General features: G+C 53.2%; 13 protein-coding genes and 1 pseudogene. 7 read left to right on the top strand and 7 right to left on the bottom strand.

The window, feature by feature from the left end; all coding sequences use genetic code 11:
• Position 1: 1 nt before the first annotated feature.
• The 4 genes from ACR0M9_RS10340 to ACR0M9_RS10325 all read right to left on the bottom strand — a co-directional run bounded on the left by ACR0M9_RS10340 (position 2) and on the right by ACR0M9_RS10325 (position 3845).
• Entirely contained in the window at positions 2–1063 is a 1062-nt protein-coding gene (locus tag ACR0M9_RS10340; protein ID WP_170463249.1) for an ABC transporter ATP-binding protein, read from the bottom strand.
• Complete coding sequence (locus ACR0M9_RS10335; protein WP_170666106.1) at positions 1060–1842, bottom strand: ABC transporter permease; 783 nt, start codon at positions 1840–1842, stop codon at positions 1060–1062. The genes ACR0M9_RS10340 and ACR0M9_RS10335 overlap by 4 nt, the downstream gene beginning before the upstream one ends.
• Positions 1842–2696, bottom strand: a complete 855-nt coding sequence (locus ACR0M9_RS10330) for an ABC transporter permease (RefSeq protein WP_170463247.1) — start codon at positions 2694–2696, stop codon at positions 1842–1844. Before ACR0M9_RS10330 ends, ACR0M9_RS10335 begins: the two co-directional genes overlap by 1 nt.
• Positions 2697–2774: 78 nt before the next feature.
• A complete protein-coding gene (locus ACR0M9_RS10325; protein WP_170463246.1) occupies positions 2775–3845 on the bottom strand; it encodes a polyamine ABC transporter substrate-binding protein in 1071 nt (356 codons plus the stop codon).
• On the opposite strand from ACR0M9_RS10325, the gene ACR0M9_RS10320 reads away from it, so the two are divergent.
• A complete protein-coding gene (locus ACR0M9_RS10320) occupies positions 3844–4947 on the top strand; it encodes a GntR family transcriptional regulator (RefSeq protein WP_170463245.1) in 1104 nt (367 codons plus the stop codon). The genes ACR0M9_RS10325 and ACR0M9_RS10320 overlap by 2 nt on opposite strands.
• A gap of 7 nt (positions 4948–4954) precedes the next feature.
• On the top strand, positions 4955–6250 hold the full coding sequence (locus ACR0M9_RS10315) for a glycosyltransferase (protein ID WP_170463330.1): 1296 nt from the start codon (positions 4955–4957) through the stop codon (positions 6248–6250).
• A gap of 353 nt (positions 6251–6603) precedes the next feature.
• On the opposite strand, the gene ACR0M9_RS10310 is transcribed toward ACR0M9_RS10315, so the two are convergent.
• Both ACR0M9_RS10310 and ACR0M9_RS10305 read right to left on the bottom strand, forming a co-directional pair.
• Positions 6604–6807 carry a hypothetical protein gene (locus tag ACR0M9_RS10310; protein ID WP_170666102.1) on the bottom strand — a complete coding sequence of 68 codons (204 nt, stop codon included), beginning with the start codon at positions 6805–6807 and terminating at the stop codon, positions 6604–6606.
• 236 nt (positions 6808–7043) lie between these two features.
• Positions 7044–7799 (bottom strand): helix-turn-helix transcriptional regulator, encoded by a 756-nt coding sequence (locus ACR0M9_RS10305; RefSeq protein ID WP_170463244.1) that lies wholly within the window; start codon positions 7797–7799, stop codon positions 7044–7046.
• Positions 7800–7952: 153 nt separating this feature from the next.
• On the opposite strand from ACR0M9_RS10305, the gene ACR0M9_RS10300 reads away from it, so the two are divergent.
• Genes ACR0M9_RS10300 through ACR0M9_RS10280 form a run of 5 tightly spaced genes read left to right on the top strand, consistent with a single transcriptional unit; the run spans position 7953 to position 12758 of the window.
• Complete coding sequence (locus ACR0M9_RS10300; protein ID WP_171176816.1) at positions 7953–9065, top strand: ABC transporter ATP-binding protein; 1113 nt, start codon at positions 7953–7955, stop codon at positions 9063–9065.
• Positions 9066–9099: 34 nt separating this feature from the next.
• Positions 9100–10263, top strand: coding sequence for an ABC transporter substrate-binding protein (locus ACR0M9_RS10295; RefSeq protein ID WP_171176818.1), 1164 nt, complete (start codon positions 9100–9102; stop codon positions 10261–10263).
• A 37-nt stretch (positions 10264–10300) separates the two neighbouring features.
• Positions 10301–11152 (top strand): ABC transporter permease, encoded by an 852-nt coding sequence (locus tag ACR0M9_RS10290; RefSeq protein WP_171176820.1) that lies wholly within the window; start codon positions 10301–10303, stop codon positions 11150–11152.
• 7 nt (positions 11153–11159) lie between these two features.
• A complete protein-coding gene (locus ACR0M9_RS10285) occupies positions 11160–11981 on the top strand; it encodes an ABC transporter permease (protein ID WP_171176822.1) in 822 nt (273 codons plus the stop codon).
• Positions 11982–11999: 18 nt separating this feature from the next.
• The gene (locus ACR0M9_RS10280; protein ID WP_170463241.1) at positions 12000–12758 is read left to right on the top strand and encodes an SDR family NAD(P)-dependent oxidoreductase; all 759 of its coding nucleotides are present in this window, start codon (positions 12000–12002) and stop codon (positions 12756–12758) included.
• A 378-nt stretch (positions 12759–13136) separates the two neighbouring features.
• Here ACR0M9_RS10280 and ACR0M9_RS10275 read toward each other — a convergent pair.
• Positions 13137–13622: pseudogene (locus ACR0M9_RS10275) on the bottom strand (MAE_28990/MAE_18760 family HEPN-like nuclease); the annotation flags it as partial.
• Between the last annotated feature and the right edge of the window lie 107 nt (positions 13623–13729).

Genomic DNA, 13729 nt, shown 5'->3' with positions numbered 1-13729 from the left:
CTTAGCAGTTGGGAAGGATGCGGGAATGTTTCGCGTCCCATACGCAGTGGACATCCTGACCCGGCTGGATATTTTCACGGTCGGCTTGGCTGGCGGGAACGCGGGCGGAAAGGGTGCTCCTCCCACCGCGAACGCGCACATGCACACCCAGGTCTGATCCGTGATAGGCGACTTCTTCGACAGTGCCTGGAAGGCAGTTGCGCCCATCTCGAGGGGCGGTCTGCATCAGGCTGACCCGTTCCGGGCGCACAGCAATCGTGGCAGCACCGCGCAGCTCGGAAACGCCCCTCAGCATTCCCGCCCCGTGGACATCGACACCGCCGTCGACGGCGTTACCATCCAGAAAGTTCATCACGCCTATAAAATCTGCAACAAAGCGCGATCCGGGGTGTTCGTAGAGCTCGTGAGGAGTACCGACCTGCGCCAGCTTACCATCATGCAAGACCGCGATCCGGTCGGCCATGACCAAGGCCTCTTCCTGGTCATGGGTCACAATTAGAAATGTAATCCCCACCTCGTGTTGCAACCGTTTGAGCTCCAGCTGCATCTCTTCTCGTAGTTTCTTGTCCAGAGCTGAAAGGGGCTCATCCAGCAACAGGACTTTTGGCCTTTTGACCAGCGCGCGCGCCAAAGCAACCCGCTGTCGCTGCCCACCAGAAAGCTGATCCGGCTTGCGCCCGGCAAATCCCGAAAGTTTCGCACTTTCCAGAACCTCGGCCACTCTCGTGGCAATTTCGTCCTTAGGCAATTTCTCCATTTCTAACCCATAGGCGATGTTTTTTTCGACGCTCATGTGCGGAAACAAGGCATAGGATTGGAACATCAGGTTCAGGGGCCGCCTGCTGGGACGTATGTTTGTCACGTTCTGCCCGGCAACGATTACCTGTCCTTCCTGTGGCGTTTCGAATCCCGCCAGCGTCCGCAATAGTGTGGTCTTGCCGCAGCCCGATGGGCCCAAAAGTGCAAAGAACTCGTTATCGCGAATATCCAGTGAAACATTGTCGATCGCGGTCACCAAACCGTATCGCTTGGTTATATTCCTGAGTTGAACCCCTTGGTTCATCGGCTGAAAACCTCTTTGTCGGTACGCTGTGCGAAGAAGACCAGCGTGAATGAAACGAACATGACGATGGTAGCCATCGCATTGATTTCCGGCGTGACGCCAAATCGGATCATTGCGTAAATCTGCATCGGCAACGTGGTCGAGGATTGCCCAGCACCGGCGGTAAAGAAGGCAATAATGAATTCGTCCACAGACAGGGTGAAAGACAACAGCGCCCCGGCGATAACCCCCGGCGCGATGGCGGGCAGCAGGATGCGGCGAAAGGTGGTGAATTCGCTGGCCCCAAGATCGGCACTGGCCTCAAGTATCGAATGGTCGAAATTGCGCATCCGCGTACGCACCACGGCGACAACAAAGGCTATGTTAAATACGACATGGCTGAGGATGATCGAATGAAGCCCCAACGTCATGTTGAGTAGGGTGAAAAAGGACAAGAGCGCGATGGCCAGAACTATGTCGGGGATGATCATCGGTGCGAACAGAACCGCGTCTAGAACTGAAGAATTACGCCGTGTCTCGACACCGACCGCCAAAAGCGTGCCGATTATTGTCGCCAGAACGGTCGAGATTAAGGCCACGATTAGCGTGTTGCGCGCCGCCGACAGTATTGGATCCGCGGTAAACAACTTGCCGTACCATTCCAACGAAAACCCGGTCCATACAGTTGGAAGTCCGGCCCGGTTAAAGCTTAACGCCATGAGCACAAGGATCGGCACATAGAGAAAGGTGTAAAACAAAACCAGGTGCAGCTTCAGGCCCATGTTGGATCGGTCCCGCATCAGTCCTGCCCTCTCTGTCCCGCTGCGCGATTGGCCAATACCGCCTGTGCGAACAAAAGCCCCATCATAATCGCAATCAGGAACATCGACAGCGTTGCTCCGAATGGCCAGTCGCGGGCGCTCAGGAACTGGTCATAGATCAGGTTTCCAACCATCTGAAGTCGCCCGCCGCCAAGCAAATCGGGCGTAATGAAATTGCCGATCGACAATACAAAAACAAAGACACCACCTGCCGCAATCCCGGGAACGGTCTGTGGCAGTATCACCCGGTAGAAAGTGGTCCAAGCGGGCGCTCCAAGATCTTCCGAGGCTTCTATGGTTTCGACATTTATGCGGTTCAGCGACGAATAGATCGCCAGAACCACAAAGGGGGTGTAGTTGTAGACAAGCCCAACGATCACCGCGAAATTGTTATAAAGCAGAGACAGCGGCTCATCGATCAAGCCTGCCCCCTGGAGAGTATTATTGATCAAGCCCTCGCGGTTAAGCATCACGATCCAGGCGTAAGTGCGGATTAGGTAGTTGGACCAGAACGGCAAGATCACCAAGATCAGCAAACCGGTCTGCCACCGGCGCGGCGCCAGCGTGATGGCATAGGCCGCCGGATAGGCGATCAGGATCGCGATTATCGTGGCCAGAAACGCGATCTTGGCCGAGCGTAAGAAGATCCCGAGGTAAAGAGGATCGGCGGCCCGCACAAAATTTTCAAACGTAAAGACGTGGTCGATGCCGCCATAGATACCGCGTTCAAAGAACGCATAGGTAAAAATAAGGCCACACGGCACCACCATAAGAAGCGCAAGCCAGCCTAGGCCCGGCCCCAGCAAGATCACCGATTTCAGTCGATTGGTCATATACTTGGCAATCTGTGGAGTGATGTCGTACAGGCCCGACCCTTTGTTCGGGTCGGGTTTTGCTCAGGGTTTGATCACTTACTGTGCGGCCATGATTTCGGTCACGGTCCGTGCAAAGGGTTTCTGGCCATTGCCGAGATCGCGCAACTGCTCGTACTTGGTAAGGTCTGCAGGCGACATTCCCATGTTCGGGAAGGTTTCGATCAAGGACGGGTCCAGCGCCTCCATCGCAGCCTTGTTCGGCGTTTTGTAAAGGATATTGCTGGCAACCCAGACACCGACGTCCGCGCCCAAGACATAGTTCACAAAGGCATGCGCCGCATCTTTGTTTTCAGATGCATCCGCGATGACTAGCGCATCTACCCACAGATCCGATCCTTCTGATGGTATCGTGTACTTGATGTCCGCGTTTTCACCGATGCCGTAGTTGCACCAGCCATCCCAGGCGTGAACCATCGTTGCCTCGCCCGATACCAACTTCAGATAAAAAGTTGCGTCATCGTAGGCCAGCAGATCCTGCTTCGCCGCAACCAGCAGGTCCTTTGCAGCCGCCAACGTCTCATCCGACGTATCGTTAAGCGACTTTCCGAGGGCTAGCGCAGCAGCCCCCATCAGCCAGCGATCCGTCGAGAGCATTGTCACTTTGCCTTTAAGGTCTTCAGAGGGTTTGAGCAGATCGTTCCACGAAGTTGGCTCTGCCATCAGGTCAGACCGGTAGCATAAGCCCGTCGTGCCCCAAGCGTATGGCATTGAATAGTTGTTGCCCGGATCATGGGCTAGTTCTTTAGCTTCGTCATACAGGTTAGAGGCATTCGGAACCTTGTCGTGGTCGATTGCAGCCACCAGCCCCAGGTTGTTTAACGCCTCGGCAAAAGGCGACGAGACGAAAAGAACGTCGTAGCCCTTGCCTCCACCGGCTACGACCTTGCCCATGATTTCTTCGTTAGTGCCATGCACCGAGAGCTCGGCCTCGATACCTGTTTCCTTGGTGAAATTCTCCAGCAGGTCCGGCGGCATGTAGCCGTCCCAGTTCGAGATCACGATTTTTTCTGCTTGGGCCGCTCCGGCGAATAAGCTGAGTGCGCAGGCCGCCCCGGTGGTGAGCCAAGCAAATGGCAAACGGAACGAATTGGTGAACTTGTTGGTCATGTCTTCCTCCCTTGACATCCGCGCTCGCTTCTGGGGCGAGATATATGATGCAATCACGGTATTTTTTGACGAAATAAAACTCAACATTTTTTTGAATCATTTTTGTATGGCCCGGAGAAGCCATTTAAGATACCGTTTTTATTGTATATTAACTAGGTATGACGAAAGCCGTCTTCTTATGCCACCAAGCAAATACTTGAAACTTGCTCAAAAAATACTGGATGTTGCGATGGATCTCGATTTGCATCAGGGCGACAGACTGGTGGAAAAAACCCTTGCTGATTCGTGCAGCGTCTCTCGCACTCCGGTTAGATCCGCATTGAGGCTGCTGGAAAAGGAGGGGATGGCACGCAAAGCGGCAGAAGGCGGGTTTGTCCTAGAATGCGAACCCGAAAAGGGGCATTCGATACTCAACCAGCATGCGGTCGGTGCAGGTGTGGATCTCGCTGGTGCCATCCTACGAGATCGCGGCGCCCGACGCCTGGACGGTGCCATCAATGTCACAGACCTGATCCGCAGATATTCGGTTTCCCGCAGCGCTGCACAGCGTGCGCTCGAAGCCCTCCTGGCCCAAGGCGTGATTCAGAAAGCCGAAGGTCAATCCTGGGTTTTCACGCGCATGCCGGGAGACCGCTCCGGACGAATAGAGAGCTACGAATTTCGTCTGATACTGGAACCGCAGGCCATTCTGTCCGACGGTTTCAAGTTGGACACCAAGCGCGCCGATCTGGTCCGCAGCCAGACCGAAGCGCTTCTGGCGCAGTCGGAAAACTCTTTCAATAGCCAGGATTTTCAAGACGCGGATCTTGCCTTTCACAAGCTCATCGCTCGATCGTCCGGAAACCAGTATCTAGCTTCTGCTCTCATGGCCCATCATGGGTTGCGCCACCTGCCGGGCGGATCATTCGGTATGATCGACTTTCGGATGAGGCAGGCGCTCGATGAACATCTGCGTATACTTGATTTCATCGAACAAGATCATTTCGATCTTGCGGCGGATCAGATGAGGGTGCACTTGCGGCTTTCAATGCACCAAAGGCCCAGCGTCGCCAATCGTGGTGCTCCGGCGCTAGTCCAAGCAACCTGCGGGTCAATCCGGTGAGTGAATGATGAACCGCAAGGAAGCACCCGTAATCGCGTTTTTCCCCGAAGCTAGTTTTGGGGCTGCACTGAATTGTGTGGGGATCGCTCAGGAACTTCGCGCAATGGGTGCACACCCCGTTTTCCTGACCCACGGTGGCTTTGGTGGCGTATTCGCAGATTACGGTTTTGACGAGTTCGCCGTCCCTGTTCAATCAGAGTTGACAGAAGAGGAAACCCAGACCTACTGGCAGGAATTCCTGAGCCATCATCTGCCGCATTTTAACATGCATCCAACTGACCAACTGACCACCTATGTAGAGCCCGTTTGGAACGCAATCGTCGAGACAGCGGAATCGGTCGAACAGGGGTTGGAAACGGCGCTAGAGCGGACCAACCCAGATGTCGTCGTCCTCGACAACGTCATCATGTTCCCGGCCATCGTACGATCCGAGCGCCCATGGGTCAGGGTTATTTCTTGCGCGGAAACCGAGTTGCCAGACAACTGCCTACCGCCGTACCTGTCCGGTCTGCCGGCATCTGACGCCGCCGGGTGTGCGGCATTCCGAGACCAGTACCTGGAGACCCTTGGCCCAATTCATGCTCGCTACAACAAATTTCGCCTGGATAAGGGGCTTGAGCTATTGCCTGAAGGTGAGTTCCTAGAAACATCACCGCATCAAAACCTTCTTTTAGCGCCATCTATCATTCGCCATGATCGTGATCAGGTACTGGACTCTGGACAATTCACCTTTCTCGAAGGCTGCGTTCGCCAGGAAGGTCCTTACCGTGTACCTCAAATGCCCCGTAACGACGGGCCTCTGGTGTACGTGAGTTTTGGCAGTCTGGGTGCCATGGATGTCCCATTCTTTGAGAGCCTGTTCGACGTATTCAAGACAATGGACATGAGGTTTCTGGTCAATGTCGGGGCCCAAATCGACGCCTATTCCAGAGTCCCAGACAATGTTCATCTGCAGGAATGGTTCCCGCAGCCTTCCGTGGTTGAACAATGCGATCTGTTTATTCACCACGGCGGCAACAACAGCTTTTGCGAAGCGCTGTATTTCGGGGTCCCGTCGCTGATCCTTCCCTATTGCTGGGACGGACACGATAACGCCCAGCGGGCAGTTGAGACCAGTGTCGGACTCAGGGTAAATCGATGGGATTGGACACCGGAGCAGTTGGATAATTCGATTAACCAACTCCTTGGGGACGCGGAGATGAAGGCCCGGCTGGCTGCGAACTCAGAGATCATGCAGTTGAGAAAGTCGGTTCAGTTAGCTGCTCAGAAAATTCTGGATTGTGTAAATCCTAACCGAATCTAGGTTATTCCCGTCGGTCATCCGTTTTGTCATGAAGGATGGAAGGGTGCATCGCAATGACCTCTAAATCACTGAACCTAAAGTGTCGGTTTGGGCTCGAGACAGACGCTCGCTGAAATGTCGCGAGCGGCAGCAATACGGGCAAAGCGGTCTATGGTTCTCCAAACAAATCGGCCATCCTTGGGTTTACAGTACACGGTTGTGGAGAGTGAGAAGGACTAGTAGTCTTCACTTTCGGAAGTATAGGGTCTCAATTGGCACCCTCATTGCATGCTGAGCAGTCCTTTATGGCTCACGAGCGTCTAGATACCCTCCGGTTAAGCCCTTTTGGGTGTCAGACGGTATCGTCCGCAAAATTAGGTTGTTGGTTGCTCGGGTGCGTCACCCAGAGCCAGCAGCAAAAGGATAGCCAAAAGGGGTGATCCAACCAAACCGATCAGGAACCAGATAAAACTAGATCGGTTGCGCCGTCCCGCCATCGTGATCGGCAGGATATAAAGCCAGATCACGACAACCAGCAAGATGAACATAAAAATCAACTGGATAACTGGTGCGTCCATGAAATTTTGCCTTTCGAATCTTGACGCCATTTTTAAAACGGCTGATCCGGTTAGATAGACAATGGCCCGAAAGCGTTTTCGGGTATTAATTTAGCCCGACACGGGTCCCGGGCGTCCCAATCCTCTCACTTTGGGTTCCTTGGCTATCAGACAGTGCCGTCCAAATGTTTGGTGCTTTCCGGGTCACAAGGTAGCAAGGTCGGCAAAACGGATAAAGTGGGTGTTCAAGGAACCTTTTAAAGAGCCTTTTCAATGAACTTTGAAAAAAGCTCACCCTGCGAGTTGATCCTAAGTTTCGCGTAAATGTTGCGTCTGTGGATGCGGACTGTGCCTGGAGAGATGCCGAGAATTGTGCCAACAGCTTCTGCCGAATGGCCCTTCAATGTGAACTCAACGACTTCTCGTTCTCGTGGCGTCAGAACGCCATCGCCAAATGCCTGGAATGCTAGATCAACGCGACGACTAACGCCATTCGCTGCGGCGCCGCGGGCCATCGTTGGAAAGTCACTCCAATGTTTGCAACAGGCTGCCCGAACGAGCGGCCATAGAGCGTGCAAATGACGAATTTCCTTGGCTGAAAAAGGCTTCGCTGATCGCATGAGCGAGACCACAACCATCCCAGTGCTTGGGATATCGATAAAGTAGCCAATCTCCTCTGCTAACCCAGTCCTTTTGTAATAGCTGCGATAGTATTCGCCCTGATAGAACCTGTCCGGTGCGATATCGCGCATGCGGTACAGACCCGGTGTTATCGGTTTTGTCGCGGCCAAAAAAAATGGATCAAGTACGTAGGGCCCTGCTTGGTAATCCTCAACAAAAATACGCCGTTTGCTTTTGGGAAAATCGTCGTGAAGGTCTATTGGTGCTTCGGTTCCGACATGGCCAAACACCACCGTAAAATCAAATGGTGCGACCTGCCGTAAGCCATCTGCCAAAGCACATGGAAATTCTGGGGTTCCGATCTTCTCTACGACCCTGCCGGCCTCTTCCATCCAATCGTACACACGCCGCTCCAGATTTTCGAAAAGCACCTCTATACCCCAATTGTGGTATATACAGTTAATCCGAGTTATTGTTACTTTTTCCTTGTTTGAGTGGTATGCCAGCAAATGCCAAAAAATCAAGCAAAAGGAAAACAGCAGTATATGAGCTTTGACATGAGCGTCACCATGCAGACGATTGCGGAACTCAGAGGAGTGACCAAGACCTTCGGGAATGTGGTCGCCGCCAAAGACCTGAATCTTTCCATTGGGAAAGGAGAGTTCCTGTCGTTCTTAGGCCCATCTGGTTGCGGCAAAACCACTGCACTTAGGATGCTGGCGGGTTTCGAGAAACCAACCGAAGGTCAGGTGTTGCTCGATGGCGAAGTCGTCAACGACTTGGATGCGCACCATCGCCCAGTCAACATGGTGTTTCAGCACTACGCTCTTTTTCCTCACCTAAGCGTGTTCGACAACATCGCGTACGGCCTGCGCCAACGACGACCACGCGTAGACAAACAAACAATCGCGACAAAGGTTGAGCAAGCGCTGGAAACTGTCCGTCTTGGTGGGTTTGGCCCACGTCGCATCTGGGAGATGTCTGGTGGTCAGCAGCAACGCGTCGCTTTGGCGCGTGCGATCGTAAACGAGCCCAAGCTTTTGCTGCTTGATGAACCAATGGCTGCTCTGGATCGAAAGCTTCGAAAAGAAATGCAGTTTGAACTGCAGAACCTGCAACGACAACTGGGAATAACTTTTGTCCTCGTCACGCACGACCAAGAAGAAGCGCTTTCAATGTCCGACCGAATTTGTGTGATGGAAGGCGGCAGTATTGTGCAGGTTGGCAGCCCACGCGAACTCTATGACATGCCCCGCAGCCGCTACGTGGCTGGATTTGTAGGCACCTCAAATTTCTTTGATGCAACTGTAACTGACGCAGTAGCCGACCAAATCACTGTGCGTTTAGCGAGTGGCCAAAAGGTGCACGGAACTCCGGAGATTCCAATAGATGCAGGGCAGGAAGTTTGCGTCAGTATCCGTCCTGAACAGATCACGCTGACCCGCGCGCTGCCCGCAGCTGAAATTGCTTTGCCAGTTACCATTCAAAATCGGATCTTCCTTGGGGAGCACACAGAATACCTTGCGCGCAACGAAGCACTGGGTGATTTCCACGTACTTGTGCCAAGGCAAGCGGAATTGAACGAGGGGACGTTCAATGCAGGAGAACAGGCCTTTGTTTCATGGGGCGAAGGCGCACTGCTGATCCTGGAAAATTAACAGATCCCGCAATCCAACAACAGAGAGGTTCACAATGACTAAGGATAATGGGACTATTTCCAAGCAAAAGTTCATGGAAGAGCTTCGCCGGTACCAAAAGGGTTCGGTCACACGGCGACATTTTTTGGGCGTGACAGGTCTTGGGATGGCAACGGCCGTTCTGGGCACGGCTATGCCTGGGTTGCGTCCACGCCCGGCATTTGCTGCCGGAGACATTGGCGACCGAGTGATCCTCGCCACGTGGCCGAACTACCATGACGAGATGAACTTCGAAGCCTTCACGGAAGCCACTGGCGCCCACGTTCAGGTCAATGTTTTTGGCTCGAACGAAGAGATGTTGGCAAAACTGCAAGCCGGAGGGTCTGGCTGGGACGTGTTCGTTCCAACCAATTACACGATCACTACGTATGTGGGCGAAGATCTGATCATCCCGCTCGATACGTCCAAACTGCCAAACTACGACGCAGGTTCATTCGAACAGCGCTTTTCAGATGCCGGCTCTGTCGATGGCCAGCTTTACGCGGTGCCGAAAAACTGGGGCACGACCGGCTTTGCAGTGAATACTAGTAAGCTTGACGGCGCTCCGACTCCAACCACTTGGAAAGAGTTCTGGGACCTTACTATGGAAGGTTACTCAGGTCGGACAATGGTGCATGATTACCAACTCACCACCATCGGTAATGCCCTGAAATACTTCGGCTACTCCTTCAACTCGGTCGATGAGAAGGAACTGGCGGATGCCGAGAAATTGTTGCTGGATGCTAAACCGCATCTGTTTGCAATCTCGTCGGATTATCAGCCACCGATGCGTAACGGTGACGCGTGGATGACGATGTGCTGGACAGGTGACGGCAAGCAGATGAATGTCGACATGCCTGAAATCGCCTACGTTCTGGGAGCCGAGGGCGGTGAACTCTGGTCCGACTACTACGCTATTCCTAAGGGCGCACCCCATATGGATGCCGCTTATGCCTTGATCGACTTCCTGCTGAACCCGGAAGTTAATGCGAAAGAAGTCCTCGCTCATGGCTATCCATCGGCTGATGCTCGCACCAATGCGTTGCTGCCGAAGGAATTGCTGGAAGATCCGATCCTTTATCCGGCAGCTGACCTTCTGAATGCGCTCGAGTTTGGCGCGGCGGCTACGCTAACCGATCCAAACCGTGCCGAGTTGCTCGCCCGCTTCAAGTCGGCCTAAGCGGCAAGGCCGCAATATCGGAAAAGACGAGGACAATATGACCGAACGAGGCAGAAAAGCACTGTTGCTGGCACCGGCAGGAATATGGCTTTTGGTAATGCTTGCCCTTCCACTACTGGTCGTCTTCGTCTTTTCCTTTGGCGAACGGGGTGCCGCCGGAGGCTATGTTCCAGCGTTCACTTTGGAACAATATGCCAACCTTCCTGCGCGATGGACGGCGTTTAAGAACACTTTGATCCTTGCACCTCTGGGGACTATCGCTGCGTTGGTAATTGCCTACCCGCTCGCCTACTTTCTTGCGGTGCGTTGTTCACCAAAGTGGAGAACTTCGCTGTTGATCCTGGTGATCGTGCCGTTCTGGACATCGATCCTGATCCGATCATACGCATGGATTTTCATCCTTGGGGGGCGTGGCTTGCCCGCTTTACTAGAGTCGATCGGCATCGATGATGTCCGCCTGATAAATACGCCGTTCTCTGTGCTTGTGGGGATTGTCTATGGGTATCTACCGTTGATGGTTTTCCCAATTTTTGTAAGCTTGGACAAACTGGATAAACGCCTTCTGGAAGCCTCAGCGGATCTCGGCTCTACTCCGTGGCGTACGTTCCGTCAGGTAACACTTCCTCTGTCAATACCAGGTATCGCAACTGGCTGCATGCTGGTCTTCATCCTACTCATGGGCGAATTTCTGATCCCAGCGATCTTAGGTGGCGGAAAAGTGTTTTTCGTCGGAAATGCGCTGGTGGACCTGTTCCTGCAGTCTCGAAACTGGGCGTACGGATCGGCGGTCGCAATGACGCTGGTTGTCGTAATGCTTGTCACTGTCTCAATTTACATGAAATTCATCTCGCGCCTGGGTGGCCAGCGCGAAGATGTCTCGCTGATGTGAGGGTCCGATGCGCTTATACGCGATTTGCGTCTACCTTTTTCTCTATATTCCAATCGGCATCATCGCGCTTTTCAGCTTTAATGCCGGACGACACGCAAGCCAGTTCATGGGGTTCTCGACCCGATGGTATGGCAAAGCGCTCAACAACCCATTTGTTATGGACGCGCTCGAGACCAGTCTGCTTGCGGCATTCATAACTGCTTGCCTCGCATCCACACTCGGAACCATGGCGGCCATCGCTTTACAAGGGGTTAAGGGATGGCTCCGAACTTTATTCGATGCGATGATTTATATTGCGATAATGATACCAGGTATCGTCATCGGTATCGCGACACTCATTGCCCTGGTCACCGTATTTGGCTGGCTAAACCCGCTTCTTGCGAGCCTATGGCCCGATGGAGCAAATCCCCCGCAACTTTCCATGGGGATGCCCACGCTTGTCGCCGCACACACCATGTTCACAATGGCGCTGGTCATAATCATCGTACGTGCAAGGCTATCGGGTATGGACCGTGCCCTCATGGAAGCATCGGCTGACCTCTTTGCGACGCCCTGGGGCACCTTTCGGCAGGTGACCCTGCCGTTGATAGCACCGGCAATTTTGGCGGGCTTCCTGCTCAGCTTCACTTTCTCATTTGATGATTTCATCATAGCGTTCTTCGTAGCTGGCTCAGAAACAACCCTGCCTATCTACATATTCTCATCCATCCGGCGCGGCGTAACGCCCGAGATCAATGCCATCGGCACTATGGTTATGGGCGCGTCGCTCTTGTTGCTCGTTGCAGCGCAACTGCTTTTGCGCCGAGGCGCCTCAAAATCGAATAGTTAAATAAAGGAGCCAAGTGAAATGCGGCTTGCAGGTAAAGTCGCGCTCGTGACGGGCGCGGGATCAGGAATTGGTCGGGCGGGTTCAATGGCAATGGCACAAGAGGGTGCGCATGTTGTGGTAACGGATCGCGATGCAACACTTGCTGAAGCCACTGTGGCCGCGATCGTTGCGCAGGGGAATCAAGCATCTGCCATACAGCTTGATGTGACCGATGACGATGCCCTTACCAAAGCCATAGACGAAGCAGTAAAAAACTTCGGTCGGCTTGACGTGTTGCACTCTCATGCTGGGTTGCAGATCGAAGGAACGCTGGAAGAAGTGGAACCAGATGGAATGGATGCTTCTTGGGCATTGAATGTCCGCGCTCACTTCATTGCCGCGCGCGCAGCCGTCCCCCATATGAAATCACAAGGTGGAGGCAGCGTGATCGTCACGGCCTCCAATTCTGGGGTTCAATACGACCGGGGCATGATCGCCTATGCGACTACAAAGCACGCAGCTGTTGCGATGGTCCGGCAGATGGCAGCCGACTACGCCGTCCATGCAATCCGTTTCAATGCCCTTTGTCCAGGATTTGTAGACACCCCCTTCAATGCAGGCTTCGAAAAGCAGATGGGTGGCCGTGCCAAACTGGAAAGCTACATCGAGCAGGCGATCCCTATGAGTCGGTGGGCGACAGTTGAAGAGATTGGCCATGGGATCGTCTATTTAGCTTCAGATGAATCCGCTTTTATGACGGGGCAAGCCTTGGTTATCGATGGCGGTGAATGCATTTAGTGATGGGTTAGACCGCTCAAGAGAATGTCTATCGCCGCACTTCATTTTTGGTGAGCACATTTCAGTCCGCTTTGGGCTCACAGTCAGATTTCGCCGCTTGCGGCGCGAACCACTGCTCTTGAGATGTCAACGACCGCGGAATGCACGATACGACACAAGATCAACGGCTTGCTAGAATTTGTCGATGGCTGGTTCCGTTGCAACTGCAACTTGAGACTTTCTGCAAGGGCATTCGGCGGCACTGAGCCCACTTTGACCGATGTTGCGCGATGCCCCAATTGCAGCAATGCGCAGGAAGCGGACTTCGCAAAGTCATTAGGCAGTCTAATCGGCGACTAGTGATTGCAAACGATGCCTCAGAACAAAACACTGCCGCCCTTACGCTGCCAAGTATGATTTGAGCTGAACCCTGTTGTCGAGGGCATCACCAAACATTCTCATCAATCCTATGGTTTTATCCGCTAATTCATCCAAGTCACTTTTAGCGACGAAAGTATCTTCGCCGTGAGCAATGGCGTTGCGTCGCTTCAGTAGGATCGCGTCAATGAAACTCTCATGCTCATCAAATTCTTCGCTCGGTATCTCGCAAACTAGGCAAATTTCGCGGAGCACTTCCGAGTTCAAATTGGACTTTGTGTTCACTAGGTCATCATTCACACGAGAAAACTGTTTGCTCGAAGCCACTAGAATTTCATCCAACAACGCACATTTGGACGCCATGTTACTCTTGCTTGTTGAAAGTGCCGACAATCTTGGCAGGAAATAGTTTTTCAGGAACTGCGGACTAAGGTTCGCGTACTGAAATTTACGCAAGGCTATATGAGTTAAATACAACCTTGCCGAATTTCTAACATGTCCTTCCCAATGTGCGTACGAGACAGTTTGGACCTGTCCCGTTTTTGTGCCGCCCCAAGTGCTCGTTTAAGCCACTTTCCTTTCGAATGCGACAGGGCTTTTCCAGCCCAATGCTG

The sequence above is a fragment of the Ruegeria sp. CH2 genome, assembly GCF_056537065.1.
Note: the sequence above shows the minus strand (reverse complement) of the source record. Positions and strands in the feature narration are given on the sequence as shown.